Annotated in this window: 29 protein-coding genes; 6 read left to right on the top strand and 23 right to left on the bottom strand. The window is 65.3% G+C overall.

The features are described 5' to 3' along the window. Window positions 1-72: 72 nt before the first annotated feature. From ACOQOU_RS12655 to ACOQOU_RS12575, 17 genes are all read right to left on the bottom strand, one after another. Window positions 73-1245, bottom strand: a complete 1173-nt coding sequence (locus ACOQOU_RS12655) for a hemolysin family protein (RefSeq protein ID WP_306026220.1) — start codon at window positions 1243-1245, stop codon at window positions 73-75. Continuing rightward, a complete protein-coding gene (ybeY, locus tag ACOQOU_RS12650; protein WP_306026219.1) occupies window positions 1226-1768 on the bottom strand; it encodes an rRNA maturation RNase YbeY in 543 nt (180 codons plus the stop codon). The genes ACOQOU_RS12655 and ybeY overlap by 20 nt, the downstream gene beginning before the upstream one ends. Continuing rightward, window positions 1749-2702, bottom strand: a complete 954-nt coding sequence (locus ACOQOU_RS12645) for a PhoH family protein (RefSeq protein WP_109766863.1) — start codon at window positions 2700-2702, stop codon at window positions 1749-1751. The genes ybeY and ACOQOU_RS12645 overlap by 20 nt, the downstream gene beginning before the upstream one ends. Window positions 2703-2793: 91 nt before the next feature. After that, a complete protein-coding gene (gene miaB / locus ACOQOU_RS12640) occupies window positions 2794-4194 on the bottom strand; it encodes a tRNA (N6-isopentenyl adenosine(37)-C2)-methylthiotransferase MiaB (RefSeq protein WP_306026218.1) in 1401 nt (466 codons plus the stop codon). Further along, window positions 4181-5059 (bottom strand): lysophospholipid acyltransferase family protein, encoded by an 879-nt coding sequence (locus ACOQOU_RS12635; protein WP_420578727.1) that lies wholly within the window; start codon window positions 5057-5059, stop codon window positions 4181-4183. Before ACOQOU_RS12635 ends, miaB begins: the two co-directional genes overlap by 14 nt. Beyond that, on the bottom strand, window positions 5028-5540 hold the full coding sequence (gene rimI, locus ACOQOU_RS12630; protein WP_109766802.1) for a ribosomal protein S18-alanine N-acetyltransferase: 513 nt from the start codon (window positions 5538-5540) through the stop codon (window positions 5028-5030). Before rimI ends, ACOQOU_RS12635 begins: the two co-directional genes overlap by 32 nt. Then, window positions 5537-6214, bottom strand: coding sequence for a tRNA (adenosine(37)-N6)-threonylcarbamoyltransferase complex dimerization subunit type 1 TsaB (gene tsaB, locus ACOQOU_RS12625; RefSeq protein ID WP_109766801.1), 678 nt, complete (start codon window positions 6212-6214; stop codon window positions 5537-5539). Before tsaB ends, rimI begins: the two co-directional genes overlap by 4 nt. A gap of 32 nt (window positions 6215-6246) precedes the next feature. Beyond that, entirely contained in the window at window positions 6247-8232 is a 1986-nt protein-coding gene (locus ACOQOU_RS12620; protein ID WP_306026216.1) for a beta-galactosidase, read from the bottom strand. A gap of 19 nt (window positions 8233-8251) precedes the next feature. Further along, a complete protein-coding gene (locus ACOQOU_RS12615; protein ID WP_306026215.1) occupies window positions 8252-9118 on the bottom strand; it encodes an SMP-30/gluconolactonase/LRE family protein in 867 nt (288 codons plus the stop codon). Window positions 9119-9123: 5 nt separating this feature from the next. Then, window positions 9124-9756, bottom strand: coding sequence for a 2-dehydro-3-deoxy-6-phosphogalactonate aldolase (locus tag ACOQOU_RS12610; RefSeq protein WP_306026214.1), 633 nt, complete (start codon window positions 9754-9756; stop codon window positions 9124-9126). Window positions 9757-9763: 7 nt separating this feature from the next. Then, the gene (locus ACOQOU_RS12605; protein ID WP_245412706.1) at window positions 9764-10732 is read right to left on the bottom strand and encodes a 2-dehydro-3-deoxygalactonokinase; all 969 of its coding nucleotides are present in this window, start codon (window positions 10730-10732) and stop codon (window positions 9764-9766) included. Beyond that, a complete protein-coding gene (locus ACOQOU_RS12600) occupies window positions 10729-11496 on the bottom strand; it encodes an SDR family NAD(P)-dependent oxidoreductase (protein ID WP_109766797.1) in 768 nt (255 codons plus the stop codon). The genes ACOQOU_RS12605 and ACOQOU_RS12600 overlap by 4 nt, the downstream gene beginning before the upstream one ends. Before the next feature lie 16 nt (window positions 11497-11512). Beyond that, on the bottom strand, window positions 11513-12889 hold the full coding sequence (locus ACOQOU_RS12595; protein ID WP_306026213.1) for an alpha-glucosidase/alpha-galactosidase: 1377 nt from the start codon (window positions 12887-12889) through the stop codon (window positions 11513-11515). Window positions 12890-12895: 6 nt separating this feature from the next. After that, on the bottom strand, window positions 12896-13747 hold the full coding sequence (locus tag ACOQOU_RS12590; protein ID WP_109766795.1) for a carbohydrate ABC transporter permease: 852 nt from the start codon (window positions 13745-13747) through the stop codon (window positions 12896-12898). After that, window positions 13747-14115 carry an MmcQ/YjbR family DNA-binding protein gene (locus ACOQOU_RS12585; protein ID WP_109766794.1) on the bottom strand — a complete coding sequence of 123 codons (369 nt, stop codon included), beginning with the start codon at window positions 14113-14115 and terminating at the stop codon, window positions 13747-13749. Before ACOQOU_RS12585 ends, ACOQOU_RS12590 begins: the two co-directional genes overlap by 1 nt. Continuing rightward, window positions 14115-15320, bottom strand: a complete 1206-nt coding sequence (locus tag ACOQOU_RS12580; protein ID WP_346433278.1) for a sugar ABC transporter permease — start codon at window positions 15318-15320, stop codon at window positions 14115-14117. Before ACOQOU_RS12580 ends, ACOQOU_RS12585 begins: the two co-directional genes overlap by 1 nt. Window positions 15321-15451: 131 nt before the next feature. Then, window positions 15452-16690, bottom strand: coding sequence for an ABC transporter substrate-binding protein (locus tag ACOQOU_RS12575; protein ID WP_306026212.1), 1239 nt, complete (start codon window positions 16688-16690; stop codon window positions 15452-15454). 218 nt (window positions 16691-16908) lie between these two features. Between ACOQOU_RS12575 and ACOQOU_RS12570 the strand changes: the two genes are divergently transcribed. Continuing rightward, complete coding sequence (locus tag ACOQOU_RS12570) at window positions 16909-17739, top strand: IclR family transcriptional regulator (protein ID WP_109766860.1); 831 nt, start codon at window positions 16909-16911, stop codon at window positions 17737-17739. A 31-nt stretch (window positions 17740-17770) separates the two neighbouring features. Continuing rightward, window positions 17771-18853 (top strand): ABC transporter ATP-binding protein, encoded by a 1083-nt coding sequence (locus ACOQOU_RS12565; RefSeq protein ID WP_245412707.1) that lies wholly within the window; start codon window positions 17771-17773, stop codon window positions 18851-18853. Window positions 18854-18872: 19 nt separating this feature from the next. Here the strand turns inward: ACOQOU_RS12565 and ptsN are convergent, their stop codons facing one another. The 6 genes from ptsN to ACOQOU_RS12535 form a co-directional block, all read right to left on the bottom strand. Further along, complete coding sequence (ptsN, locus tag ACOQOU_RS12560) at window positions 18873-19337, bottom strand: PTS IIA-like nitrogen regulatory protein PtsN (protein WP_306026211.1); 465 nt, start codon at window positions 19335-19337, stop codon at window positions 18873-18875. A 92-nt stretch (window positions 19338-19429) separates the two neighbouring features. Beyond that, window positions 19430-20005: a ribosome hibernation-promoting factor, HPF/YfiA family gene (gene hpf, locus ACOQOU_RS12555; RefSeq protein ID WP_109766790.1), complete on the bottom strand. Its 576-nt coding sequence runs from the start codon at window positions 20003-20005 to the stop codon at window positions 19430-19432. Window positions 20006-20142: 137 nt separating this feature from the next. Then, window positions 20143-21636 (bottom strand): RNA polymerase factor sigma-54, encoded by a 1494-nt coding sequence (gene rpoN, locus ACOQOU_RS12550; RefSeq protein ID WP_306026210.1) that lies wholly within the window; start codon window positions 21634-21636, stop codon window positions 20143-20145. A 104-nt stretch (window positions 21637-21740) separates the two neighbouring features. Beyond that, the gene (lptB, locus tag ACOQOU_RS12545; protein ID WP_306026237.1) at window positions 21741-22514 is read right to left on the bottom strand and encodes an LPS export ABC transporter ATP-binding protein; all 774 of its coding nucleotides are present in this window, start codon (window positions 22512-22514) and stop codon (window positions 21741-21743) included. Between the two features lie 42 nt (window positions 22515-22556). Next, window positions 22557-23111, bottom strand: coding sequence for an LptA/OstA family protein (locus ACOQOU_RS12540; RefSeq protein ID WP_109766787.1), 555 nt, complete (start codon window positions 23109-23111; stop codon window positions 22557-22559). Continuing rightward, on the bottom strand, window positions 23108-23782 hold the full coding sequence (locus tag ACOQOU_RS12535) for a hypothetical protein (protein WP_120222605.1): 675 nt from the start codon (window positions 23780-23782) through the stop codon (window positions 23108-23110). Before ACOQOU_RS12535 ends, ACOQOU_RS12540 begins: the two co-directional genes overlap by 4 nt. Window positions 23783-23963: 181 nt before the next feature. On the opposite strand from ACOQOU_RS12535, the gene sppA reads away from it, so the two are divergent. The 4 genes from sppA to ACOQOU_RS12515 are packed head-to-tail and all read left to right on the top strand — an operon-like array spanning window position 23964 to window position 26562. Further along, window positions 23964-24953 carry a signal peptide peptidase SppA gene (sppA, locus tag ACOQOU_RS12530; RefSeq protein WP_109766785.1) on the top strand — a complete coding sequence of 330 codons (990 nt, stop codon included), beginning with the start codon at window positions 23964-23966 and terminating at the stop codon, window positions 24951-24953. Continuing rightward, window positions 24950-25234 carry an integration host factor subunit beta gene (locus tag ACOQOU_RS12525; protein WP_109766784.1) on the top strand — a complete coding sequence of 95 codons (285 nt, stop codon included), beginning with the start codon at window positions 24950-24952 and terminating at the stop codon, window positions 25232-25234. The genes sppA and ACOQOU_RS12525 overlap by 4 nt, the downstream gene beginning before the upstream one ends. Before the next feature lie 35 nt (window positions 25235-25269). After that, window positions 25270-25611, top strand: coding sequence for a LapA family protein (locus ACOQOU_RS12520; RefSeq protein ID WP_306026209.1), 342 nt, complete (start codon window positions 25270-25272; stop codon window positions 25609-25611). A gap of 6 nt (window positions 25612-25617) precedes the next feature. After that, window positions 25618-26562, top strand: a complete 945-nt coding sequence (locus ACOQOU_RS12515; RefSeq protein ID WP_306026208.1) for an ornithine cyclodeaminase family protein — start codon at window positions 25618-25620, stop codon at window positions 26560-26562. Window positions 26563-26598 lie beyond the last annotated feature (36 nt).

Here is a 26598-nt window from a genome sequence, read left to right as displayed (position 1 = left end):
AGCCCCGGGCCGAATCACGTCGCCCAAAGCCTTATCAGGCTTGCCGGGCCGGCGCGACGCCGGCGCATCGGGTCAGACGTTGACGGGTTCGGCTTCCGGCGTGCCGGGCTGTACGGGCCCGGGCGCGGGAAGACGGGGCGGCGCGCTCGAAGCTTCGCGGCGCCCGGCGCCGCGGCGCTGGTGCTGGCGCAGACGAACAACGCGCACGCGGCGGATGCGTCGCGGATCGGCGTCCAGCACTTCCATCTCGTAACCGGCGAACGCCGGGATCACCTCGCCGCGCACCGGCACATGGCCGAGCAGCGAAAAGATCAGGCCGCCAATGGTGTCGACATCGCCCTCTTCGCGGCGCGCGGCCTCGACGAAGGCGGGGCCGAGTTCGCGGGCGGCTTCCTCCAGTTCCAGACGGGCATCGACGATGACGGTGTTCTCGTCCACTCGCTCGATCTGCACCTCGACCTCGTCGTGCTCGTCCTCGATATCGCCGACGACCATTTCGACAATGTCCTCGAGCGAGACGAGACCGTCCGTGCCGCCATATTCGTCGATCACGAGCGCCATCTGGATTCGCTGCGTCTGCATGCGGCCCATCAGGTCCGAGGCCAGCATGGAGGGCGGCACGAACAACACGTCGCGCATCAGCTTGAGATCGCCGATGGTGCGGGAAAAATCGATCTTGGAGAAGTCGAGCGCGGTCTTGGCCGCGCCGTTGGCACGACCGTTCGGCGCGCTCTTGGCGGCCGCCGCTCCGGTTGGCTCGTTCTTCGGGCGGCGCGTCCGGCGGCGGCCGGTGCGCGTCAGATAGGCGACCACGTCGCGGATGTGGACCATGCCGCGCGGATCGTCGAGCGTTTCATTGTAGACCGGCATGCGGCTGTGGCCGGATGTCTCAAAGAGCTTGAGGAGATCGCCCAGCGACGTCGACAGGTCCACCGCCTCGATGTCGCCGCGCGGCACCATCACGTCGACGACGCGCACTTCGCGCAGCCGCAATATGTTGTTCAGCATGGCGCGTTCGTCGGCGGAGATCGTCTGGTCGCCCGCGGCGCTGGAGGCGGCGAGCGCGTCCTGCAAATTCTCGCGGACGGTCACACTGTCCTGCGGCCGGAACAGATAGGCCAGGCGCTGAAAGAAGCCGGGCGGCTTTCTCGGGGGGATTATAGCGGGTAAGCCCGGACTCGAAGGTTCGGGCTCCGGTTCGGGCGGCGCTTCCTGCACCTTTGCGTCAGCTTGTCGGTCTTCCATCGTCTTTCATGTCGTCCGATATCGGCGTGTAGGGATCGTCGATCCCGAGATCGGCCAATATTGCACGTTCGAGGCGCTCCATTTCGTCGGCGTCGTCGTCCAGTTCGTGATCATAGCCCAAAAGATGCAAGAAGCCATGAACAATCAGGTGGGTGAAATGGGCATCGATGTTCTTGCCGTCAATGGCTGCCTCGCGCTCGATCGTCTCGCGCGCCAGAACCACATCGCCCAGAAGCGGGCCGGGCGGATCGCCGGCGGTCATCGGATAGGCCGGAAAGGACAGCACGTTCGTTGCCTTGTCGTTGCGCCGCCATTTGGCGTTGAGCGTGCGGATCGTCGCATCGTCTGTCAGGACGACCGACAGTTCCGACGTCTCGCCTGCCAGGCCCAGAACGGTGGCCGCATGGCGAAGTGCCCGTTCGATCATCGGCCGCAATTCGTCCTCTGGCGGCCAGTTGCCGCCTTCGATCGCGATGTCGATATGCAGGTGCATGGCGCCGGTTTCAGCCGCCGTCGCGGTCATAGGCCGCAACGATGCGGGCAACCAGCGGATGGCGCACCACATCGCTGTCGCGGAAACGCACGGTAACGATGCCCTCGACGTCGCCGAGCAGGCCGAGCGCCTCGACAAGGCCCGATTTCTGGCCCGGCGGCAGGTCGACCTGGCTGGGATCGCCGGTGACGATCATGCGGGCATTCTCGCCAAGCCGCGTCAGGAACATCTTCATCTGCATCGATGTGGTGTTCTGCGCCTCGTCCAGAATCACCGCCGCATTCGACAGGGTCCGGCCGCGCATGAAGGCGAGCGGCGCGATCTCGATGACACCGGCCGCAAGCGCCCGCTCCACCTTGTCTCCGGGTATCATGTCGTAGAGCGCGTCATAGAGCGGCCGAAGGTAGGGATCGACCTTCTCCTTCATGTCACCGGGCAGAAAGCCGAGCCGCTCGCCTGCTTCGACGGCAGGCCGCGACAGGATGATCCGGTCGATCTGGCCGCGTTCGAGCAGCATGGCCGCATGGGCGACGGCCAGATAGGTCTTGCCGGTGCCGGCGGGGCCGACGCCGAAGACAAGCTCGGCCCGGTCGAGCGCCCGCATATAGGCGTCCTGATTGGGGGTGCGGGCCATGATGGTCCGCTTGCGGGTGGCGATCTGGGCGGCCGCGATGCGCCCGGCGCCGTCCATGGTTGGCAGCGACAGTTGATCGTCGGCGGCCATCGCCATGCGCAGCGCGCCCTCGACATCGGAGGCTTCCGGTTCCCTGCCGCCCTCCTCGATCCGGTCATAGAGCCAGTCGAGCGCACGGCGCGCCTGTTCGGTCGCCAGCGGATCGCCCTTGATGGTGACCTGATTGCCCCGCGCCCGCACATCGATGCCGAGCATCTGCTCGATCAGGGCGAGGTTCTGGTCGAACTGGCCGAACAACGCACGCGCATGGTGGTTGTTGTCGAAGGTCATGACAATGTGGGCGAGATCGGACGCGCCGTGAGGCGCGGTCTGCGTTTTGACACCTGTCTGCGTCGTCAAGCGCTCTGTCCGTCCTGTTGGTTCATGCCGCCCGCCTGCGGTTCGCCGCCTCCGACGAAATCAGGCTGTTGGCCGATGCCCGTTCGATTCGCACCGTGACACTGTCGCCGATCTTTCCGACAGTTTCATCACAAATGACGGGCTGAAGCCATGGCGACCGGCCGACAAGCTGGCCAGCGTCGCGGCCGGGCTTTTCGAGAAGCACCGCGATCTCCTGCCCTTCAAGGCTTTTCATGAAGGCGGCCTGCTGCTCGCCGAGCAATGCCTGCAGCCGCTGCAGGCGCTCGGACTTAGCGCTTTCCTCCACATGGCCGTCCATCGTCGCACCCGGCGTACCGGGGCGCGGCGAATATTTGAACGAGAAGGCCTGCGCATATCTCACATCGCGCACGATCCGCATCGTGTCCTCGAAATCGGCGTCGGTTTCGCCGGGAAAGCCGACGATGAAGTCGCCGGACAGGGCGATGTCGGGCCGCGCCTTGCGGATTCGATCGACCAGCCGGCGGTAATCGTCGCCGGTATGCTTGCGGTTCATTGCCTTGAGCACCCGGTCCGAACCGGCCTGCACCGGCAGGTGCAGATAGGGCATCAGCATGTCCAGATCGCGATGGGCAGCGATCAGCGCGTCATCCATGTCGCGCGGGTGGCTGGTCGTGTAACGCAGCCGCGCAAGGCCATCGATCCGCGCCAGCTCGTGCAGCAACTCGCCCAGGCCCCACTGGCGCCCGTCCTGCGCTTCCCCGTGCCAGGCGTTGACGTTCTGGCCCAGAAGCGTGATCTCGCGCACGCCGGCATCGACCAGGCGACGCGCTTCTTCGACGATCTGTGCGACCGGCCGCGAGACCTCGGCGCCGCGCGTATAGGGCACCACGCAGAAGGTGCAGAACTTGTCGCACCCCTCCTGGACGGTGAGAAATGCGGTGACGCCGCGGCTGCGGACCTGCCGCTTTTGCTGTTCTGGCAGGTGCTCGAACTTGTCCTCCACGGCGAACTCGGTCTCGACGACCTTTTCGCCGCCGCGGGCGCGCGCCACAACGTCGGGCAGGCGGTGATAGGTTGTCGGGCCGATGACGAAGTCGACCGCCGGCGCGCGCGCAACGATCTCGCGCCCCTCGGCCTGGGCGACGCAGCCGGCGACGCCGATCATCAGGTCGGCACCGGCCTTTTGCCGCCGCGCGCGCAACTGCCGCAGGCGCCCGATCTCGGAATAGACCTTCTCGGCAGCCTTCTCGCGGATATGGCAGGTGTTCAGCAGCACCATGTCCGCATCGTCCGGCGTCGAGGTCTCGACAAAACCGTCCCGCGCCAGCGCATCGGCCATGCGCTGGCTGTCATAGACGTTCATCTGGCAGCCATAGGTCTTGACGAACACCTTGCGGGTGTTGGCGGCCGGATTGTCCGATGCTGGATCAGCTTTCTTCATGCGCCGTCCTTAGCGGGTTTTGCGTGCCAGCGGAAGAAGGGCGCTGGCCCCGCACCAGCGCCGACATCATGCGCCGCACGGCGCGTTCTGTTTCCGTAGCAAGCCGTTTCCGGTTGGTGCCGGGCGTCACCGTGATCGGGTCGCCGAAACCGACATGGATGTCGATGCGGCCTTCGCGCAGAATGCGTGTCAAATGCGGGCCGATGCCGATGTCGCCGGGCCAGGCGGCCAGCGGTCGCGACTGGCGGCCCATCGGGATGCCATCGACGCCGGTGTAGGCAATCGCAACAGGCTGGACCAGCGCGTCATCTCGGCGATCGCTTTCGCCGACGCCCAGCGCGCCGAACAGGGAGGACTTGAACGGATAGACGAAGTTGCCGCACGATGTCGTGCCCTCGGCGAACAAGACGATCGTGTCGCCATCGGCAAGACGCTGCGCGATCGTTTCGGCCTGGGTGCGGGTGGTGGCACGCGCGTTGCGCGACACGAACACCGAGTCCTGGAGCCGCGCCAGAAGACCGAAGACCGGCCAGTCGCGGACATCGTCCTTGGCGATGAAGCTGACCGGCGCGACCGAACCGAGCGCGACGATATCGAGCCAGGAGGCATGGTTGGCGACCAGCAGCACGCCGTGGCCACCGGCGCGTGCCGGGGCGCCATGTATATCGATGCGAAGCCCCATCGCTCGGGCCACCCAACGGTGCCAGGTTTGCGCGGTGGTCTTGCGCAGAGGCCAGCGCCGCCACTGGGCGACAAGGTGCACGGGCAGCAGCACCGCGGTGATCGCCAATGCCAGACAGACGACGAAGACGGCACGCAGGGTCTCCATCGGATTAGCGCGCCTTGCGCGCGGCGGCCACGTCATGGCGCATGACCAGTGCGCGCGTGCGCGCCTTGGCCGCGCCGCGATAATAGTCGGGCCGGTCGCCGACGGTGGCAAAGCCGAGCTTCCGGTAGAGAGCGCCTGCGGCCACGTTCGTCTCTTCGACTTCGAGGAAGACCGAGGCGAGCCGCTCGCGATGGGCATGCGCCAAAACATGCGCCATCAGCCGCGCACCGATGCCATGGCCCTGCCAGTCCGGGCGGACGCCGATGGTGAGGATTTCCGCCTCGTCGGCAGCCGTCCGCAGCAGGACGAAGCCAATCATCGCGCCGCCGCGCGCGGCCGCCTCCCGGGCGATAAAACCGGCGGCGCTGGACGTCCCCAGAAGATCGGCGATCTCGCCGTCGGTCCAAGGGCGGGCAAACAGAGCCCGGTGGATATCGGACGCCTCGACCGCGTCGGTGCGCTGCATCGGCGCGATCGCGATGTCCGCCGCTCCCCAAAGGCCCTGCCACCACTTCATGCGGCATCTTCTCCGTCCGAACGGCGCGGCAAGGCAAACCCGGTCTGCGGCTTGGCGTCGGCCCCGCGCAGGTAAAGCGGCGAAGGGGCATGCTCAAAGAGCCTGGCCGCGCGGGCGACCGCGCCGATCGTGCCCACAGGGCGGTCGACGGTGGTCGGCAGATCCGTCTCCATTCCAGCCGCAGCATCGCCGACCAGCAATGCGCAGTCGGGGCGCAGGTGCTTGTCGGCCTCGTCTTCGGCCATGGCGCGCGCTTCGTCGAGCGCTTCGCCTGCGGCGGAAAAATGCTGCATGAAGATCTGGCCTCGACCGCCGGCGATGAGAACGGCGAACGGTCCTTCGACCCTCGTTTCATTCGTTGCCTGCACGGCCAGGCTTTCCAGCGTCGTCACGCCGGTGACCGGCAGGTTCCGCGCGACGGCGATGCCGCGTGCCGCCGCAACACCGACCCGGATGCCGGTGAACGATCCCGGCCCGATCGTCACCGTCAGCCCGGTCAGATCGCCGAATCCGGCGCCTGCTTCGTCCATGACATCGGCCACGACGCCCATCAGCCGTTCGGCGTGGCCACGGCCGATCTCCTCCTCGCGCGCGGCACGGATCGCGTCTGCCGCCGGGTCATAAAGGCAGGCCGAACAGAAACGCGCAGCGGTATCGAGAACAAGGACACTCATCGCCCTGTGCTATGTCGGCGTACCGGCAGGGGTCAAGCGCGTCGCACAGCCATCACGCCGCGCGGCTCGAGCGGCGTTTCGCCAAGCAGGGCATCGCCCTTTCCGGTCCATGGCGAAACATCGACCGGCTCCGGACCGTAATTGAACAGGTAGCGGATCGCGCCATTGTCGCGGATGCGCACATCGCGATGCAGGTCCAGAGGCGCAATCCCGGCATCGGCAAGCACACGGCGCACGACGCTGTCGGCGAGCCTGGCGTCGGGGCGACCGGCCAGATAGTGGACCCGGCCCTTTACAAGATGTGCAGGATGGCCATCGGCGCAGCGCGCTTGAACGGTCACATCGTCGCCATGGCGGACGAACTCGCGCCAGCCCTCAAACATCGTGCCATTGTCCAGTGCGACCGGCGCGAAGGGCGGACGGCTTTCGACCCGGGTGACAGTCACGCCGGTGAGCGCTCCGAACGGCCCGGGCGGCAGGTTCGGATGAATCTGGAAGTCACGCGTCTTGGATCCGGTACGCGGCCCGACGATCAGATGGGTGTCGCCGCCAGAGAGGGCATTGGCAAGCGCCGCGCTGCCCGCATAGACCGATGGCAGGACGACGAGCTTGCGCCCCTGAACCGCCTGGGGCGTCGGCGGTACCACATCGACGCTGACGCCGGCGCGCCGCAAGGCGCGGTAGAAGCGCAGCGCCATGTCGAGATGGGAAAAATCTGCGCCCTGGGGCTGGATCGCCCATGCCCATGCGCTTTCATAGTCGAAGACCAAGGCAACATCGGCGCGTTCGGGCGCGGCCACGGCGCCGAGCGCGTTCAGTTCGCCGGCCACCTTCTTGCACACATGCCAGCCCTCGTTCCTGTCGCCATTGGGCAGAAGCAGCGCCTCGTGCATCTGCTCCTGGGCGAATGACGGCTGGCGCCAGCGAAAGTACGAGACGATCTCTGCACCGGCGGCGAACGCCTCGAACGCCCAGAGACGCAGCGCGCCGGGTTCGGGTGCCGGATTGAACGGCGCCCAGTTCACCGGTCCGGGCTGCTGCTCCATCACCCACCAGCGGCCTTCGCTCTGGCCGTTTCGCACCTGGCCGCACGCCCGGTAGAGATCGTGGTGGAAGGCCTGAAGGTCCGGATCGCCGACACCGAGATAGCGCAGCTTGACCGCCTCGTCCGACGTGTCGCGATCCAGAAAGCCTAGCGGATAGGAATCCCAGGTGGCGATGTCGAGATCGGCACCAACCGCATAGTGATCGAAGGCGATCTCCGAACCCATGAAATTGTGGCTCACAGCGCGGCCCGGCGAATGGCGGCGGATGATGTCGGCCTGCAGTCTGTTGAACGCGACGACCTGGTCGGACGAATAGCGCCAGAAATCCATGACATGGGCAGGATTCGGCTCGGTCACAGTCAGGTTCGGCAGGTCGATCGCATCGAACGACGAATATTCCTTTGACCAGAAGACGTTGCCCCAGGCGCGGTTCAGCGCATCGGGCGACTGGTATTTCTGCGCCAGCCAGTTGCGAAACCCGTCAAGCGCTGCACGCGAATAGCTCATTACCGTGTCATGGCAGCCATATTCATTGTCGATCTGCCAGGCTTCGAGCGCGTCATGGGTGCCATAGCGGCGCGCCAGCGCCTCGGCGATGCGGGCGCACTCGGCCCGATAGCCCTGATGGGAGAAGCAATAGTGGCGGCGCGAGCCGAAACGGCGCGGATCGCCGCGGTCGTCCAGCGCCACCATGTCGGGCATCGTATCGACCAGCCATTTGGGCGGCGTCGCCGTGGGCGTGCCCAGAACGATGCGCAGCCCCTGCGCGCCCAGCACGTCGAACGCCTCGTCCATCCAGCCGAAATCGTAACGGCCCGGCTCGGGCTCCAGCCGCGACCAGGCGAACTCGCCGATGCGGACATGGCTGATGCCCGCTTCGGCCATCAGCGCGGCGTCGGTTTCCCAGCGCTCGCGCGGCCAGTGTTCGGGATAATAGCAGGTGCCGAGGCGCTGCTTGCGAAGAGTGGTCATGTCAGGGCATCCGGACGGATCAAAGATGCAGGGCCGGCTCAAATCGCGGTTCGATGTCCACGTCAAGCGTCACGATCAGCGTTGCACCGGCATCGGGATCGGCGGTACGGGCGGCGGCGTCCATGTTCTCCCATGCCGAGGTCACCGCAAGGCGGTTGCCGCCGACAAAGGCAGGGCAGCTCGGCTGCGTGACCGGCAGGTCGATCGTCGTGGTGCGGGTGCCGTCCGGCGCATAGCAATCGAGCGCCGACGCACCCCAACGGGCGTTCCAGATGTTGCCGCCGCCGTCACAGACCGCGCCATCGAGGCCACCCGTGCCGCCTGAATGATCGAAGAAGAGTTGGGGCTCACCGGTTGGCGCGCCGGTCGCCGGATCGGTCGCCACCCGCATCAGCTTTCCGGTCGGCGTGTCGGTGAACCAGGCCGTCGTTCCGTCGGGCGAAAAGCAGATCGCATTGGGGATGGTGATGTTGTCGAACAGCAGGTCGACCGAACCCGCGAACCAGCGATAGATGGCGCCGGAACCGGGCTCGGCGCCCTTGCCCATCGTGCCGAGCCAGAAAGCGCCGGACGGATGGATGCGCGCATCGTTGGAGCGCGTTTGCGGGTTGTCCGCCTCGATCGCGGCGCACCGCGTCAGGTCGGTGCCGTCCCACAGCAACAGGCCGGTTTCGGTGAAGATCACGTCGCGGCCGTCCGCCGCCACGCCCATGGCGCTCGCCATCTCTGGCAGGTCGAGAACGGTCTCCGTTCCCGTGGCAAAGTCGTGCGCGTATCGCTTTTTCTCCACAATATCGAACCAGAACAGCGTGTCGCGCCGGTCGCAAAAGAACGGGCCTTCGCCGAGGTGGCAGTGCGTGCGTGACAGAAAGTCGATTGCGGCCATGGTCCCTACCCGAAAACCGCGTCATAGGCGGCGATGGCGGCTCTTGCCCGTTTGCCGACTTCGTCCGCATCAAGACCGGGCGCATAGAGCGACGAGCCGAGGCCGAATGTGCGCACGCCGACTTTGCCGTAGGCCGCGAAATCGTCGTGCGACACGCCGCCGACCGCGCCGATGAGCGTATCGCCGGGCAAAACGGCGGAGATCGCCTTGATGCCCGACGGGCCGAGAACGCTGGCGGGAAAGAACTTGAGCGCCGACGCGCCAAGACGAACGGCGGCCAGCGCCTCGCTCGGCGTGAAGACGCCGGGCATGGTGACCAGCCCGCGTTCGGCGGCGCGGCCCATTACGCCGGCATCGATGTTCGGCGAGACCAGAAGCCGGCCGCCGGCACCGGCCAACCGGTCGACATCGGACGGCGTTAACACCGTGCCGGCGCCGATCAGCGCCTTGTCGCCGAAACGCGCCGCGATCGTTTCGATCGAGACGAACGGATCGGGCGAATTGAGCGGCACCTCGATCGCTTCGAAGCCCGCCTCGACCAGCGCCGCAGCGATGCCAACCGCTTCGTCGGGCTTCAAGCCTCGCAGGATCCCGACAAGCCCGCGCCGCAAGCCTGGCCATTGTTTCGATATGGTCATTGCACGCTCACGGGTTTGCCGCCGTCGCAGGGGGCGCGGTGGCGAACATGTCGGGCCAGACGCGAACGGCGGCCGCGAACAGGCCGGCGCGCGCCAGTTCCTCGCCGTCGAAGACATCGGTTGCGATGCCGACCAGATCGAGCGCCCGAGCGTACAGCGCGCCCAGCGTGCCGCCGCCGACCAGCGTCAGCCGCTCGGGCTTGCCGAACCGGGCGAGCGCGCCGGCAATGTCCTGGCCGATGATCGTGCCCGACAGGCTGGCCGAGGCGTGGGCCGCATCGGCGCCATGCAAAAGGGCGCGCGAGCGGATCGCAAACAGCCGCATGAGCATCCTTGCGGGTTCGTCGATGGCGGCGCGCACGGCCTTGTCGAACGAAGCGCCATCCAACCCGGCATCGCCCGAAAGCGAGTGACGCAGGACCGAGCCGCGCGACAGGGCCGCGAACAGATCGCCGGTCAGCGCCGTCGCAAAGCCGGAAACCTGGGTGGCTCCTTCGTCCATCAGGACCCATTTGGCATGGGTTCCAGGCATGCAGACGAGCCCCTCAGCACCGTTGCCCGCCATTCGCCCCAGGCCCAGAAGCTGGGTTTCCTCGCTGCGCATCACATCGGGCGTTTCGACGCTGCGGTCGGCGATGCCCGGCAGGATGCGCACTTCGCGCGGCGTGCCGGACACGGGCAGCGCGCGTTCGATGATCGTTTCGAGCCGGGCCGGCACTTCGACATAGGGCGCTTCCTGCCAGCCCTGCCGGCTGCCGACCATGCCGCACATCATCACGGGCACCTTCGGGCCGGCGCCCAGTTCGGCAAGATGATGCTCCAGGATACCTTCGAAGGCGCGCGGCTCGGTTGCGCCCATGCCCTCGCCGCTGCGCGCTTCGCCAAGCACGGTTCCGGCGCCATCGACGGCCCAGAGCCGGAGACGGGAGGTTCCCCAATCGACCAGAACGGCCGCGATGGCGGGATTGGCGATCAAAGCAGGCCACCATCGGCGATCAGGGTCTGCGCCGAGATGGCGCTGGCCGCACTCGATGCCAGAAACAGGCACGGCCCGACCATCTCGTGCGGCTGCAATGCGTGTTTGAGGCTTTGCCGCCCGAGCATTTCGTTGAGCGAATCGTCCGTCACCCAAAGCTGTTTCTGGCGATCGGTCATCACCCAGCCGGGCGCAATCGCGTTGACGCGGATCTTGTGCGGCCCGAGCTTGCCCGCCAGACCCTTGGTCAGGCCGATAATGCCGGCCTTGGATGCGGTGTAGGCCGGCATGTCGCCAATGTTCAGCATGAAGGATGTGGAGGTGAAATTGACGATCGCGCCGCCGCCCGACGCCTTCATGCCTTCAGTAACGGCCTGGGCGGTGAAGAAGGCGTGGCGCAGATTGATCGCCGTGTTCCTGTCCCAATAGTCGGCATCGACCGCATCGATCTCGTGGCGGTCGTCCCAGGCGGCGTTGTTGACGAGGACCGTCACCAGACCATGGTCGCGGGCGGCTTCGGCCACTGCGGCCCGGATTGCTTCAACATCGGTCAGATCGGCCTTGAGGTAGAGCGGGGCATGGCCGTAGCGCGCCCCAAGGTCGTGGGCCAGCGCCTTGCTGGCTTCTTCGGCAATGTCGATGAAGGCGACCTGCGCCCCTTGCGCGACGAAGCCTTCGGTGAGCGCGGCGCCGATGCCCGACCCGCCACCGGTGATCAGGACGGACGCCCCTTTCAGGTCCGGATAGATCGGAAAATCGGCCATTGTCTTCTGGTTACTCCTATTGGGCTGCGACACGCATCGCGTCGCCATGCAGCCAGTCGGGCAGCCAGGCGCCGTGCGCCTCGATCAGCCGGTCGACGGCAGTCCATATCTGGTCGAGATCGAGTTCGGCGCCCGTATGCGGGTCCATCATCGCGGCGTGATAGACATGCTCGCGCCTTTCTTCAACGAGCGCCCGCACCGTCAGTTCCTGAACGTTCACATTGGACCGCATCAACGCCGTGAGCTGCGGCGGCAGGGCGCCGACGCGCGTCGGCTGGACGCCGTTGGCGTCGACCAAGCACGGTACCTCGACCGCGCAGCCATCGGGAAGACCGTCGATCAGCCGGTGGTTGGGCACATTGCCGTAAATGACCGACGGTTCGCCGCTCCACACCGAATTGATGATGTCGGAGGCATATTCATGGCTCGGCTCGACGCCGATCGTCTCGGCGGAGCGGTATTCCTCATACTGCGCGGCCCAGGCGCTCTGCTGTTCGACGCAGCGCTTGGGATATTCGTCCAGCGGAATCCGGAACCGCTCGATCAGGTCCGGCCGGTCGCGCTTGATGAACCAGGGCACATATTCGGCAAAGTGCTCGGAGCTCTCGGTGACGAAATAGCCGAGCCGCTTCATCATCTCATAGCGCACAAGATTGGGGCAGCGCGGATTGTGATCGGGCTCCAGCGGGATGCGGCCCGCCTCGTAGCCGGCGTGCAGATCGGGATAGAGGTCGCGATGGGTGCCATCGTCCATCCGTTCCTCGAACTCGAGGAAAAACGCCACATGGTTGATGCCCGCCGCCCGATAGCGGATGCGCCATGGATCGATGCCCAGATCGCGCGCCAGTTCCTTCACCGTGCCTTGCACGGAATGGCAAAGGCCAACCTGACGAATGTTCGGATAGCGTTCGGCTATCGCCCAGGTGTTGATCGCCATCGGGTTGACATATTGCAGGAGGATCGCGTCGGGGCACAGTTCGGTCATGTCCTGACACAGCGCCCACAGATGCGGCACGGTGCGCAGGCCGCGCATGATGCCGCCCAATCCGAGCGTGTCGGCGATGGTCTGCTTCAGGCCAAGTTGCTCGGGAACCTCGAAGTCGACGACCGTGGCCGGTTCGAACCCGCCGATCTGGAAGGCGACGACAACGAAATCGGCGCCATCGAGCGCGCGGCGGCGATCGGTTGTCGCCTCGACGGTCGCGCTTGCGCCGAGCGTTGCGACCAGCTTCTCGGCGACCAGCCTGGACTGGTCGAGCCGCGTCTGGTCGATGTCCATCAAACGGATCACCGCGCCGGACAGCGCCGGACGGTGCAGAACGTCGCCGATGATGTTCTTCATGAAGATGGTGGACCCGGCGCCGATGAAGGCGATGGTCGGAGACACGCTCATGGAATGCTAGCCCTTGGTTGCGCCAAGCGTCAGCCCGGCGATGAAGTGCTTTTGCATGGCGAAGAACATGATCACCGGCGGCAGGGCGGCCAGAAGCGAGGCCGCGGAGATCAGTTGCCATTGCTGGACGAATTCGCCGTTGAGCGTGCGCACGCCCACGGTGATCGGCAGGTTCGCATCGTCCTGCAGCATCACCGTCGCCCAGAAGAAGTCGTTCCAGATGAAGGTGAAGATCAGCACCGACAGCGCGGCGATGGCCGGTTTCACCAGCGGCAGGACCAGGTGCCAGAAGATCTTGAACTCGTCGACGCCCTCGATCCGCGCGGCCTCGATCAATTCGAACGGCAGCGCCTTGATGAAGTTGCGCATGAACAGCGTGCAGAAGCCCGTCTGGAACGCGGCATGGAAGATGACGAGACCGGGGATGGTGTTCATCATTTCGAGCCGCACCGACAGGTCGACGACCGGAAGCATGAGGATCTGGAACGGCACGAAATTGCCGGCGACGAAGACGAAGAAGAGCGGCAGCGCCCAGCGGAACCGGTAGACCGCCAGCGCATAGCCTGTCAGGCAGGCCAGCGACACGGAAAGGATCACCGTCGGGATGGTGATGATCAGCGTGTTGAGCATGTAGCGCAGCGCGTTGGGCTGGGCGAGCACCTGGCCATAATTGTCGAACATCACGAATTCGCTGGGGATGCCGAACATGTTGCCGGTGTTGATGTCGATCGCCGGGCGGATCGAGGTCAGGAAGATCGCCAGCAGCGGCAGGAGCCAGACGAACAAAGCGACCGGCAGCGCCGCCTTGTAAGCGAACTGCGCGACCGGAGTGGCTTTTTCGATGGGGCGCGGGAACATCAGACCGCCTCCGCTCTGCTGCGCTCGGGCAGCGCCTTGCGGACCTTGGCGGGCAGCTTGGCCCGGACGATATCATAGGACTGCTCGATACGCTGTTTCAGTTCGCCGCCATCGGCGTCCTCGGGCAACAGCACCCAGCTCTTGTGAAAATAGGGTGCATGCGCGGCAAAGCCGACCGATTTCAGCATTTCGGCGGTTTCGATATCCGCGCATTTGACCGCGACGCCCGGCGTCATCGCGCCGATGCAGGCATACATCTTGCCACCGACCTTATAGGCGTCGTGGCCCCCGCCCCAGGGGTCGGACACCTCCGATCCAGGAAGGCGCTCGCAGATTGCGGCGACACGGGCGCGAAAGGTGTCCGACATCAGCGCGCCTCCCTTTCGTCCTGCCACATGCGCCACAGGAAGTAGCTGATATAGACCAGCATGATGGCGAACAGGACGACGGCAATGGCCGAACCGTAGCCGTAGCGACCGACGCCCTCACCGACCGCCTGGTCGTACATGTAGTAGGCCAGCACGTTTGTGGAGCCAAAGGGCCCCCCTTGCGTCATCGTGGCGATCATGTCGAACGAGCGCAGCGCACCGATCACGGTGACGACCACGGCAAGGAAGGTCGCCGGCGCGAGTTGAGGCAGAATCACGTGGCGCAGCATCTTCCAGCCCTTGGCGCCATCGAGCCGGCCGGCCTCGATCTGGTCGGGAGATACGTTGTTCAGCCCGGTCAGGTAAAGGATCATGCAATAGGCGATCTGCGGCCACAGGCCGGCGGCGATGATGCCGTAGGTCGCGACATCGGGGTTGCCGAGGATGTTGGGCGGATCGACCGAGCAGACCGTCGTCGGGTTGCCCATGATGTTCGTGGTCTCCTCGCAGAAGAACCAGCCCCAGATCTCTCCGACGAGCCCGAACTCGGGATTGTAGGCCCAGGTGAAGATCAGCCCGACCACGACCTGTGAGATGACGAAGGGGAAGAAGAAGAGCGACTTGTAGATGCGGATGCCGGTGACTGTCTGGTTCAGAAACAGGGCGATGCCCAGCCCGATCGGCACGGCCAGCATATAGAGGACCAGCCACAACAGGTTGTTCCACAGCGAGGTGTAGAAGTTGGGGTCCTCGAGCAGCCTTTGATAGTTCTGGAGACCGACCCATTCGCCGGTCCACACGCCGTTGATGTCGCGCAGTCCGTCCCAGCGGGTGAACGAGTAGGAAAAGGACTGGAAGATCGGCAGGATGACGTAGACGGCAAAGAAGATGAGGCCGATCGAGACGAACATCCATGGCGCAAGCCGGATCCGGTTGCGCTTGTAGTAGGCGGTCGAGGTGACCAGCGTGAAGCCCGAGACGATGACGGCCAGCAGCAGCGCGAAACGGGCAAAGAAAGCGGGTACGCGTGCGTCGCTGCGCTGGCCATAGCCGAGCCAGTTCTGGATAACGCCGGGATCGACGACAAAGAAGAGAAGCCAGGCCGCGATGACGAGCACCACGCCCGATACGGCCACGCGGACAGTTTCGGTCTCGTAACGGCTGGCTCGAAGGCCGCCCGCGCTGGCTGTTGCCGCGCTCGCCATGGGTGCTCCTCCCCGAAAGCGCCGGGACGAATTTGCGTCGCCTGTTCCCGCTCTGGAATGCCGCGACCAAATGCCTGCCGGCGGATGATCCGGCCAGACCCGAATAGGTCTGGCCGGTTTTCGCTGTTGGCTTAGTAGACTTCGCCCTGAACGCGATCGAGTTCGGTCAGCACTTCGTCGAGCGTGCTCGGGTCGAGCATGAAGCGCTGGAAGCCCTCCATGCCGGCCTGGGCCATCGCCGCCGGCGCATCGCGGTCATAGAACTGGGCCAGGCCCGATGCGGTCGACAGCGTCTCCATCCCCTCGACGATGAACTTGTCGTCCTCATTGATCGCGGCGGCCGAGTTGGGCGGAAGCTGGCCGATTGCCTTGTTCCATTCCGCCTGCACTTCGGGCGAAGCGACAAAGGCGAGGAACTTCTTGGCGTTCTCCACATTGGTGGCGTTCGCCGGGATGAAGAAGGCGTCCGCCGGCGCTTCTTCGGCACGCGGCAGTCCGGGCGTGATTTCCGGGAACTGGAAGAAGTCGATCTGCTCGTCGGTCAGGCCCGCGTCCTTCATGCCGGCGACGGCGAAGTTGCCCATGACATACATGGCGGCGTCACCATTGGCGAACGGGGCCAGCGCTTCCTGCCAGCTCATCGTCGCGTGGTTGTCGACGAACGAGCAGCGCTCCAGCATCGTCTCCCAGTTGGCGAAGGTCGCGCGGATGCGATCGTCGGTGTATTTGATCTCGCCGGCGGTCAGCGCGTTATGCACCTCATAGCCGTTGGTGCGCAGGTTCAGATAATCGAACACGCCGGCTGCCGTCCAAAGGAACTTGGTGCCGATGGTGAACGGCGTGACGCCGTTTTCCTTCATCACGTCGCACGCAGCCAGCATCTCGTCCCAGGTCGTCGGCTCGGACAGGCCCAGCTTGTCGAAGATGTCTTTGCGGTAATAGACGCCCCACTGATAATAGGAATAGGGCACGCCCCACTGCTTGCCGTCGCGCGACATGGTCGGCTTGATGGCTTCGAAATGCTGCGACAGGTTGGGGTCGGACGCCCACAGGTCGGAAATGTCCATGAACAGGCCGGCGTCGACGAAGGGCGCCATGCGGTTGCCCGGATACCAGGTGATGACGTCGGGCGCATCGTTCTGAAGCGCGCTGCGGATGGTGTTCTTGTGCGCCTCGCGGTCGCCATTGTTGGCGGTCACCTCGATGTCGGGGTTGGCGGCGCGGAAAGCCTCGACCGCAGCCTCGAATGCGGCCTTCGGCGCCGGATTCAGGTCATCGAAGGTGATGACGAGTTCACTGGCGGAGGCCGAGCCCGCCATCATCGTTGTTGCCAAGACGCCGAACGCGGCGCCCTTGAGAATGGATTTCATTCCGATTTTCCTCCCGAATGCGGATGGCGCCTCTCCGCCACCCAAACGCGCGCCGAACGGTTGATCCGGGACGGCGCAAATGCGGTTCTTTCAGACAAACGACGCCGCACAAGTTGTTCCATATAGTGGAACGTCGTTTGACTATCTTGAATTATTGAGCTAAGGTCGATAAGGAGTCAAGAGCCGGACGGTCTCCCATGCCGTCCGCCGGGGAGGACATGGACACCTGGATCGAACAGGACAGGACCGACCGGAAATCGGATGCCGATCGCGCGCGGACGGTGCCGGATACCGGCACGCTGGGCAAGGCGGTTGCCGTGCTCGACGTGGTGGCTCGCGCCGAGCGGCCGATGCGCTTTCGCGATCTGCGCGAGGCAATCGGTCAGCCGCCCGGCACGCTGCACCGGCAGGTCTCCAACCTGATCTCGGAGGGCCTTTTGCAGGTCAATCCCGACCATTCATACGGGCTGGGGCTGCGCCTTTTGCAGTTCGCCGCGCGGGCATGGTCGGGCAATCGGTTTCGAGAGATCGCCGAACCACACCTGGCCGCGCTGCACGAAAAGACCGGCGAAACGGTCCATCTGGGCGTCCTGAGCGATCTCGAGGTGATCTATCTGGACAAGGTGGAATCGCGCCAGGCGGTGCGGATGCACAGCCAGATCGGCAATGCTTCGCCCTGCTATTGCACCGGCGTCGGCAAGGCGGCGCTGTCGGCGCTGCCGCCCGAAGACGCATGGGCGCGCATCGCGCGGGTCGATTTTCGCCGGCACACGGAGCACACGCTGACCGATGCGGCCGTGCTGGGCGAGGAACTGGCTGACATCAGGGCCGCCGGGATCGCCTTTGACCGGGAAGAACATGAGACCGGCATACACTGCGTCGCCGCGCCGATCCGGTCGCATGACCGGTCTTTCGTCGGCGGCATCTCGGTGACGGCGCCGAGTTACCGCATCGCGATGGCGCAACTGGAACGATGGGCGGACGATGTGCGCGCGGCGGCGGCGGCCATCAATGCCGATATCGAAATCAGGCTGGGACCGCGCGCGTAGCGGACACCGGCCGGTAGCGGGGGAGCTTCCATTGGCAGACGTCCAACTGAGGGATCTGAAGAAGTCGTTCGGCAGCGTGGACGTCATCCACGGTGTCGATCTGTCCATCGAATCGGGCGAGTTCGCGGTGTTCGTCGGCCCGTCCGGCTGCGGCAAGTCGACACTGCTGAGGTTGGTCGCCGGCCTGGAAGAGGCATCGGGCGGCACGGTGGCGATCGGCAGTGAGGACGTGACCCGGGTCGAGCCCGCCGACCGCGGCGTGGCGATGGTGTTCCAGTCCTATGCGCTTTATCCGCACATGACGGTCGAGGAGAATATGGGGTTCGGCCTGAAGATGACCGGCGCCAATCCGGAGATGGTCCGCGAGAGGGTGCACAAGGCCGCCGAAATCCTGCATCTGGAACAGCTCTTGCAGCGCAAGCCCAAGCAATTGTCCGGCGGCCAGCGCCAGCGCGTGGCCATCGGCCGGGCGATCGTACGCGAGCCGAAAGTGTTCTTGTTCGACGAACCGCTGTCGAACCTGGACGCGGAACTGCGCGTGAAGATGCGGCTCGAGATCGCCAAGCTTCACAATGACCTGGGCGCGACGATGATCTATGTCACCCACGATCAGGTCGAAGCGATGACGCTCGCCGACAAGATCGTCGTGCTCCGCGCCGGCCGGATCGAACAGGCGGGCGCGCCGCTCGATCTTTATTCGGACCCCGACAATCTGTTCGTTGCCGGCTTTATCGGTTCGCCGAAAATGAACTTCCTGCGCGGAACCGTCACCGCATCGGGCAATGGCACCGCCACCATCGCCCTTAACGACTTTGACGGCACGAGCGCTTCGGTGCCGATGAGCGGGACGCTGAAGCGGGACACACCGGTTCTGATGGGCATCCGGCCGGAGCATTTTTCGACCGATGGCAGCGCGTCGCTGGAAACCCGCATCGAGGTGATCGAGGATCTGGGCGGTGTGTCCTATGGCTATTCGGGCGCCGACACGGACGAGCCGCTGACGATCGCGCTGGGCGAGAACCACGGGATCAAGCCCGGTCAGGCGATCACCGCGCGCTTCGACCCGGACCGGGCAATGCTGTTCGAGCCCGACAGCGAACGCCGGATCCGCTAGGACCGCCCCACGGGGCCGCTCAGGCGGCGTTGGAGGCCGGCCCTTCCACCAGATGATGATAGAGCGCCTGCGGATCGCTGGTCGCCCGCAAAAGGGCAACGCGACCGGGATCGCGCATCAGGCGCGCCACGCGCGACAGCGCCTTGAGATGGTCGGCACCGGCATTTTCCGGCGCCAACAGCAGAAAGACCAGATCGACGGGCTGCTCGTCCAGCGCATCGAAATCGATCGGCTCGTGCAGCCGCGCAAACACGCCGGCGATCCGGTCGAAGCCGGGAAACTTGGCGTGCGGAATGGCGATGCCGTTCCCCACGCCCGTCGATCCAAGCTTTTCGCGCTGCAGGACAGTATCGAAAATCTCGCGTGCCGACAGGCCGGTCAGTTCGGCGGCATGTTCTGAGACGGCTTGCAGCAATTGCTTCTTCGAACTGGCGCGCAGATCGCCGATCACGGCGTTTTCCGCGAGAATATCGCCCAGATCCATCGTTATTCCCTCTTGGGTCGGCGGCCTTGGTCTCCGGGACGGATCGAAGCAAACCGCGGCGCGGGCATCTGGTCCCGCGCGGTTGCCGATCCCTACTTCAACGATCCCGGATCGATCCAGCCGATATGTCCATCGGGGCGGCGGTACACAAGGTTGACGTCGCCGCTCCCAGCATTGCGGAACACATAGACCGGCGTGTCCTGAAGGTCCAGTTGCAAAACCGCCGAAGAGACCGGCATGGTGGACAAACTCATCTTGGTCTCGGCGATGACGAGCGGCGCGTAGTCGTCGGGAAGCTCTTCATCCTCGTCCTGGGGCAGCGCCTCGAGCACGCGGTAGGCATATTCCTCGACCCGCGTGGCCGCACCGTTGGCATGGTGGGACTTCAACCGGCGCTTGTAGCGGCGCAGGCGCTTTTCGATCCGCTCGGCGGCGGCGTCGAAGGAGGCCTGCGGGTCCTGAGCCTCGCCGGTTGCCTGGAGGACCGTGCCCGAATCGAGGTGCAGCGTGCAGTCGGTGGTGAATCGGGATCGCGACTTTTCGACCACCACATGGCCCGAGGCGCGTCCGCCGAAATACTTGTCGATCGCCTCGTCGATCCGGTCCTCGATGCGTGTGCGGAACGCATCGCCGATCTCCATGTGTTTTCCCGAAACGCGCAGACTCATGGTCCTACCTCTTCTTGTTGTGCCCCGTCGTGCGGCCGGGGATTGGCCGCGGCTCTTTGTGGCCTCGCCGCCAGATTGGTGCAATCGGGGTGGATTGTGAAGGGCAATCACCGCGAAACCGGTGGCCAAATGCCCGGTCACGTTCCGGCAAGCACAAGAGCGCGCTTTTCGCGCCGGCGTTGGACGGAGGATGCAATGTTCATCGATTCCCGGTACTTGGCGACCGTCCGCCGCGCGATGTCGATGCCGTCCGCCCGCAGCTGGACCACCAGCGCATCATCGGACAGCACCTTCTCGGGACGTTCGGCCTCTATGAGATCGCGGATGCGCTGACGCACGCTTTCGGTCGCATGGTCGCGATCACCGCCATCGGTCGCCGAGATCGCGCCGGAGAAGAAAAATCGCAATTCGTAAAGGCCGCGCGGCGTCATCATGAACTTGTTGGCGACGACGCGGCTGACGGTCGACTCATGCATGGCGATTTCGTCGGCGACCATCTTCATCGTCAGCGGCTTGAGGGCGCTGACACCTTCGGTCAGAAACCCGTCCTGCTGGCGCACGATCTCGGTTGCGACCTTGAGCACCGTGGTGGCGCGCTGGTCGAGGCTGCGCTCGAGCCAGTGCGCATCCTGAAGACATTGCGTCATGAACGACTTTTCCGCGCCGTCCAGCGCGCCGGCGGTCACGGTCGCATAATAGTCACGATCAACCAGAACGCGCGGCAGCGCATCGCGGTTGAGTTCGATCTGCCACGCTCCGTCGGCGCCCTTCCGCACCTCGACATCGTGCACGACCGCCTGGACGGGGCTGTGTTCGAAAGCAAGGCCGGGGCGCGGATCGAGGGTTCGTATCTCCGCCAGCATGTCCACGAGATCGGCCTGATCGACGCCGCACAGACGCGACAGAGCCTTGAAATCACGCCGCGCCAGCAATTCGAGATTTTCGAGAAGTGCCCGCATCGCCGGGTCCAGCCGGTCGCGGCGCGCGCACTGCAACGCCAGGCATTCGGGCAGGTCGCGCGCAAACAGTCCGGCCGGATCGAAGGTCTGCACCATGCCCAGCACGCGATCGATCGCCTCACGCGGCACTACCAGCCGCGTGGCGATGGCGTCGAGATCGGCCTCGATATATCCGCGCGCGTCCAGATGATCGGCGAGGTCGATGGCGATCGCCCTGTCGGTCTGGCCGCGCACGGTCATGGCGATCTGGTCGCGCACATGTTCGCGCAGGCCCGGCGGGCGGTCGGCGAACTCCTCCACCGGCCAATCGGTGTCCGGCACGCCCATCGATGGCAGTCCGGGCTGACGCTCCCGATGCGCCCCTTTTCGGGCGGAGGCCGAGCCATCGGTCCGGCCCGGATCGTCGGGAAAGACGTTTTCCAGCGAGGTATCGAGTCGGTCGGCCATGCCGGCCGCATCCACCGGCAGGGCGGGTTCGGGCATCTCGGCCGCCGGCTGCGCCGTGCCCGCCTCGTCGGCGCGTTCGAGCAGCGGGTTGCGCTCGATCTGGTCGTCGATGAACCGTTCGAGCTCCATGTGCGAGAATTGCAGCAGACGGATCGACTGCAGCAATTGCGGCGTCATCGCCATCGTCTGGGCTTGACGCAGATGGAGCCGGGCGGTCAGCGCCATGGAAGATTTCGTCCCGCTTGGTTATGGCCGGCCCGATTGGCCCGACACTTGCATAGCGTCATTAAAGCGGGTTTTGCCCGGCGTGGCCAGCCGCACGGGTGGGATCAAAGGCTAAACTGGTCGCCAAGGTAAAGACGGCGCACGTCCGGATTGGCGATGATCTCGTCGGGACGGCCATGTGTCAGCACGCTGCCGGCATGGATGATATAGGCGCGGTCGATCAGGCCCAGCGTTTCGCGGACGTTGTGATCGGTGATCAGAACACCGATGCCGCGCTTGGTCAGATGGCGCACCAGGCCCTGAATGTCTGAAACGGCGATCGGGTCGACGCCCGCGAACGGCTCGTCCAGCAGCATGAAGGCCGGATCGGAGGCCAGCGCGCGAGCGATCTCGCACCGCCGGCGCTCGCCGCCCGACAGCGCAATCGAGGGCGCCTTGCGCAGATGGGCGATCGAGAATTCGTCGAGCAGCGCATCGAGCTTGCGCGCGCGTTCGGCGGCATCCTTCACCACGACTTCCAGGATCGCCATGATGTTCTGCTCGACCGAAAGGCCGCGGAAGATCGATGCTTCCTGCGGCAGATAGCCGATGCCCAGGCGCGCGCGCTGATACATAGGCATCGCCGTCACGTCATGGCCGTCGAGTAGAATCTGGCCGCTGTCGACGGGCACGAGCCCCGTGACCATGTAAAAGCAGGTCGTCTTGCCCGCCCCGTTGGGGCCCAGAAGGCCGACCGCTTCACCGGCCCGAAGCGCCATCGAGGCGCCATCGACCACCTTGCGGCCGCGATAGCTCTTGGTCAGTCCGCGCGCGACGAGCGTTCCGCCGAGGTTCTGGCCGCCCTTGGCGGCTGTGCCGGACCTACGCTGTTTGAACAGGGACAACACGGGGGCGCATCTCGTCGGGTTCCGGGGACCGGGTCAGCGGCTTTGCGGCTGGATCAGGATGGTCGGACGCGACCCCTGGTCACGGCATCCTTCGAGCCGGGAGCGATTGGCGCGCATGTCGACGGTCAAGAGGCACCCGGTCGCGACGTTCCCGTCCTCCGACAGCGTCACCCGCTTGCCCGACAGGATCAGGACCTCGGATGCCATGTCGTAGGTGCCGGTCTCGCCGGTGGCGACCTGCGTCGCGGTCTGGATGTTGACGCCGCCGCTCGCCTCCAATCGGTCGATCTGCGCGCCGCCCGTTGCCAGCGAACCGTCGCCGCCGCGCGCATAGCGGATGACCAGTTTGCCCGTCCGCAAAACCGTATCGCCCTGAACCACCCGGACATTGCCTTCGAAAACCGCCATGCCCTCGTCCTCGAGCACCTCGAGCCGATCGCCATCGACCTGCACGGGTTCGTCACCGGACAGCGAGAAGTCGCCACCGCCGACCTGGGCATGGGCATGGGCCGTGACCAGGATAGGGGCGCATAGGGCCGCCAGCAGCGCGAAAGCTCGGGCGTTGCGCCCCCAATTCTGCCTGTTCATTGCTGTGTATCCGTTTGTACCCTGGCGGTGATGGCGGTCGGCTCTATCATGACGTTGACGTTGTTTTCAAACACCAGCCTTTTGCCGTGGCCCTCAACCGTCAGCCGGTCGGCGATGATCCGCATGCCGGGCTGCTCGATCTCAACCGTGTCGCGCACGACCAGATCGCCAGTGGCAAGATCGACCTCCGCATCGGAAAAAATGGCCCTGACGCCGCCGGTCGTTTCGAGCAGGGCGCGTTCTCCCAGAACGAGACTGTTATCGGCAGGATTGAAGACACCGTTTTCGGCACTGAGAAAGGCGGTCGTGCCGTCTTCCAACTCGACATCGGCGCGCAGCTCCTGAAGTGTCAACGGATCGGCGCCGATCTCCTGGGTCGCGGACCGGGCCGAGACGCTGTAGGCGCGCTGATCGGGCGTAAAGCCGTCAAGACGCGGTTCGGCGATCACCAGCTTGCCGTCGACGATGGCGCTTGACGCCAGATCCACATCGATGCCCGGCAGGGCGATGCGCGATATTGCCATGACGCCGGCAACCCCGACAAGGGCGACGGCCGCGACCGCCGGGACCAGCCAGCGCAACAGCCGCACGCGCCTTGAATGGCTGGCGGCACGCGCGAACCGCCGGCCGCTGCCGGGCGATGTCGGCTCTTTGCGCGCTTCAAGCCCCATGCCCAAATCCTTCACCCATGCCCAAGTCCTTCATCCGCAGCTGGCGCGGTGAGTCGTCACAGCCTGTCGCACATTGCTTTCGGGAGGCTGGAATCCCGGTCGGGATCGATTAAGTTTCCAATGTGGTCGTTTTTGGATGTCCCGGCGGCCCGTCGCCACACGCCGAGCGGAGAGAGAACCCATGGAACCGTTGCGGGCCGACGATATCATAGACCGGCAGCGGATGCGCCGGAAACTCTCCTTCTGGCGCGCGATCACCATCATCGTGATCGTTGCCGGCCTGATCGCGCTGACCGCTTCATTCAGCGGCGACCGTTTCGGCCCGCAAACCCGGTCCCATGTGGCACGGATCGCCATCGAAGGCACGATCACGGGCGACGACCGCCTGCTGGCATTGATCGAGCGGGTGCGCAGGAGCGAACAGGCCAAGGCCGTGATCATCGCCATCGATTCGCCTGGCGGCACCACCGCTGGCAGCGAAGCGGTCCATGATGCGGTCCGCAAGCTGGCCGCCGAAAAGCCGGTCGTCGCCCAGATCGACACGCTTGCCGCATCCGGCGGCTATATGGTGGCGGTCGCCGCCGACCGCATCGTCGCCCGCCAGTCGTCAATCGTCGGGTCGATCGGCGTGATCGTGCAATATCCGAACTTCACCGGTCTTCTGGAGAACTGGGGCGTCGACGTAAGGGCGATCAAATCGACGCCGCTCAAGGCCGAACCGTCCTTTTTCGGCGAACCGCCCGAGGGCGCCGAGGAAATGCTGCGCGCGCTCGTCATGGACAGTTTCGACTGGTTCAAGGAACTGGTCGCCGAGCGGCGCGGCTTCGACCAGGCGACGATCGACCGGCTCGCCGACGGGTCGGTCTATTCGGGCCGGGTGAGCCTTGCCAACGGGCTGGTCGATGAACTGGGCGGCGAGGACGCAGCCCGCGCCTGGCTGACCGCACAAGGCATCGACGAGGACCTGAAGATCGTTCGTTGGGAGCCACGCCGCGAGGATTCGGGCCTATTTGGCCTCGGCATCGCGGCCGAATTCGTCGCCGGCCGGATCGGGCTTTCCAACCCGGCCTCATCGGTCACAAAGGCCCTGAACCAAAGGCTTTTCCTTGACGGGCTGATCTCGCTTTGGCACGCTGACGCCTTGCTGACCTCGCCGACGGCAGAGCCATGATCAAATCCGAACTCGTCCAAATCATCGCCAACCGCAACCCGCATCTCTACCAGCGGGATGTCGAGAACATCGTCAATGCGGTGCTCGACGAGATCGGCGACACGCTGGCCGAAGGCAACCGGGTGGAACTGCGCGGCTTCGGCGCCTTTTCGGTCAAGAACCGCCCGGCCCGCGAGGGGCGCAATCCGCGTACCGGCGAAAAGGTGATGGTCGAGGAGAAGTGGGTGCCCTTCTTCAAGACGGGCAAGGAATTGCGGAACCGCCTGAACGGCGGTAAGTAAAGCGCACCGCAACGCAAACCGTTCGAGCCGCCTTCATGCGCCGCATCTTCAACGTCCTGATCCTGATCCCGCTCGCCATCGTCCTGATCGCGCTGATGGTTGCCAACAGGACATCGGTGCCGCTGTCGATCGACGTGTTCAATCCGGGCAATCCCGCGCTGACCTATCAGGCGCCGCTGTTCGTCTGGCTGTTCGTGGCGGCTGCGATCGGCGTGGTTGCCGGCGGTTTCGGCGCCTGGCTGGCCCAGGGCAAACACCGCAAGCAGGAACGGACCTACAAGCGCGAGGCCCGGCAATTGCGCCACGAGGTCGAAAAGACCAAGCGGACCAATGGCGACAAATCGGCGACCGGCACCTCGCTCGTGCTGCAGCGCTGATCATCCATGAAGATCATTTCGGCCGATGACGTCGATGCTGCGCTGGACTTTCCGGCGCTGACCGACACGCTTGCGGACGCGTTCAGGGGCGGCGTCCACGCTCCGCCCCGTCACCACCACACCATCGCCAACGCGGACAGTGCCGACCAGACCCTGCTGCTGATGCCGGCCTGGAACGACCGCCACATGGCCGTCAAGCTGGTCGTGGTGACACCGGACAATGGCGCGCGCGCCCTGCCCGCCGTGATGGCCTCCGTCATCCTGATGGACAAAAAGACCGGTGCGCAGATCGCGATGATCGATGGCGCCCGGCTGACCTTGTGGCGAACGGCGGCGGCGTCGGCGCTTGCCGCGCGCCACCTCGCGCCGGCCGAACCCGACACGCTGCTGATGGTCGGCGCCGGTGCGCTGGCGCCGTTTCTGGTCCGGGCGCATCTGAGCGTCCGGCCCTACAGGCACGTTCTGGTCTGGAACCGGACTGTCGCCGGCGCCGAAAGGCTTGCGGAAAGCCTGCGTGCCGACGGTCAAGCGGCGGAGGCCGTCGCCGCCGAAAGCCTCGATGCGGCGGTCGGCAAGGCCGATGTCATCAGTTGCGCGACGCTATCGACCGAGCCGCTGATCAAGGGCGCTCTCCTCTCGCCGGGCACGCATGTCGATCTTGTCGGCGCGTTCACGCCGGCCATGCGCGAAAGCGACGATGAGTGCGTGCAGCGGGCAAGTCTGTTCGTCGACACTTATGCGGGGGCGCTGCACGAGGGCGGCGATCTGGTGCAGCCGATCAATGCCGGGCTGATCGAGCGCAGCCATGTGCGCGCCGAACTCATGGAACTGGTCAATGGCGATCATATGGGCCGCACCGCCGATGACGAGATCACGCTGTTCAAGTCGACCGGCGCATCGCTCGAGGACCTGGCCGCCGCCTCCTTGATCGCAGCGCGCTGCGGCCTTTGAACGGCGTTTTCGCTTCACAAGCCGACCGCGAACAGC

The sequence above is a fragment of the Oceaniradius stylonematis genome (assembly GCF_965223445.1).
GTDB classification, from domain to species: domain Bacteria; phylum Pseudomonadota; class Alphaproteobacteria; order Rhizobiales; family Rhizobiaceae; genus Roseitalea; species Roseitalea stylonematis.
Note: the sequence above shows the minus strand (reverse complement) of the source record. Positions and strands in the feature narration are given on the sequence as shown.

Bases quoted from the DNA above. Each gene is read 5' to 3' on its own strand.
- ACOQOU_RS12655 (WP_306026220.1), bottom strand. From the start codon at position 1,245: ATGGAAGACCGACAAGCTGACGCAAAGGTGCAGGAAGCGCCGCCCGAA.
- ybeY (WP_306026219.1), bottom strand. From the start codon at position 1,768: ATGACCGCGACGGCGGCTGAAACCGGCGCCATGCACCTGCATATCGAC.
- ACOQOU_RS12645 (WP_109766863.1), bottom strand. From the start codon at position 2,702: ATGACCTTCGACAACAACCACCATGCGCGTGCGTTGTTCGGCCAGTTC.
- miaB (WP_306026218.1), bottom strand. From the start codon at position 4,194: ATGAAGAAAGCTGATCCAGCATCGGACAATCCGGCCGCCAACACCCGC.
- ACOQOU_RS12635 (WP_420578727.1), bottom strand. From the start codon at position 5,059: ATGACGTGGCCGCCGCGCGCAAGGCGCGCTAATCCGATGGAGACCCTG.
- rimI (WP_109766802.1), bottom strand. From the start codon at position 5,540: ATGAAGTGGTGGCAGGGCCTTTGGGGAGCGGCGGACATCGCGATCGCG.
- tsaB (WP_109766801.1), bottom strand. From the start codon at position 6,214: ATGAGTGTCCTTGTTCTCGATACCGCTGCGCGTTTCTGTTCGGCCTGC.
- ACOQOU_RS12620 (WP_306026216.1), bottom strand. From the start codon at position 8,232: ATGACCACTCTTCGCAAGCAGCGCCTCGGCACCTGCTATTATCCCGAA.
- ACOQOU_RS12615 (WP_306026215.1), bottom strand. From the start codon at position 9,118: ATGGCCGCAATCGACTTTCTGTCACGCACGCACTGCCACCTCGGCGAA.
- ACOQOU_RS12610 (WP_306026214.1), bottom strand. From the start codon at position 9,756: ATGACCATATCGAAACAATGGCCAGGCTTGCGGCGCGGGCTTGTCGGG.
- ACOQOU_RS12600 (WP_109766797.1), bottom strand. From the start codon at position 11,496: ATGGCCGATTTTCCGATCTATCCGGACCTGAAAGGGGCGTCCGTCCTG.
- ACOQOU_RS12595 (WP_306026213.1), bottom strand. From the start codon at position 12,889: ATGAGCGTGTCTCCGACCATCGCCTTCATCGGCGCCGGGTCCACCATC.
- ACOQOU_RS12590 (WP_109766795.1), bottom strand. From the start codon at position 13,747: ATGTTCCCGCGCCCCATCGAAAAAGCCACTCCGGTCGCGCAGTTCGCT.
- ACOQOU_RS12585 (WP_109766794.1), bottom strand. From the start codon at position 14,115: ATGTCGGACACCTTTCGCGCCCGTGTCGCCGCAATCTGCGAGCGCCTT.
- ACOQOU_RS12580 (WP_346433278.1), bottom strand. From the start codon at position 15,320: ATGGCGAGCGCGGCAACAGCCAGCGCGGGCGGCCTTCGAGCCAGCCGT.
- ACOQOU_RS12575 (WP_306026212.1), bottom strand. From the start codon at position 16,690: ATGAAATCCATTCTCAAGGGCGCCGCGTTCGGCGTCTTGGCAACAACG.
- ACOQOU_RS12570 (WP_109766860.1), top strand. From the start codon at position 16,909: ATGGACACCTGGATCGAACAGGACAGGACCGACCGGAAATCGGATGCC.
- ptsN (WP_306026211.1), bottom strand. From the start codon at position 19,337: ATGGATCTGGGCGATATTCTCGCGGAAAACGCCGTGATCGGCGATCTG.
- hpf (WP_109766790.1), bottom strand. From the start codon at position 20,005: ATGAGTCTGCGCGTTTCGGGAAAACACATGGAGATCGGCGATGCGTTC.
- rpoN (WP_306026210.1), bottom strand. From the start codon at position 21,636: ATGGCGCTGACCGCCCGGCTCCATCTGCGTCAAGCCCAGACGATGGCG.
- ACOQOU_RS12540 (WP_109766787.1), bottom strand. From the start codon at position 23,111: ATGAACAGGCAGAATTGGGGGCGCAACGCCCGAGCTTTCGCGCTGCTG.
- ACOQOU_RS12535 (WP_120222605.1), bottom strand. From the start codon at position 23,782: ATGGGGCTTGAAGCGCGCAAAGAGCCGACATCGCCCGGCAGCGGCCGG.
- sppA (WP_109766785.1), top strand. From the start codon at position 23,964: ATGGAACCGTTGCGGGCCGACGATATCATAGACCGGCAGCGGATGCGC.
- ACOQOU_RS12525 (WP_109766784.1), top strand. From the start codon at position 24,950: ATGATCAAATCCGAACTCGTCCAAATCATCGCCAACCGCAACCCGCAT.
- ACOQOU_RS12520 (WP_306026209.1), top strand. From the start codon at position 25,270: ATGCGCCGCATCTTCAACGTCCTGATCCTGATCCCGCTCGCCATCGTC.
- ACOQOU_RS12515 (WP_306026208.1), top strand. From the start codon at position 25,618: ATGAAGATCATTTCGGCCGATGACGTCGATGCTGCGCTGGACTTTCCG.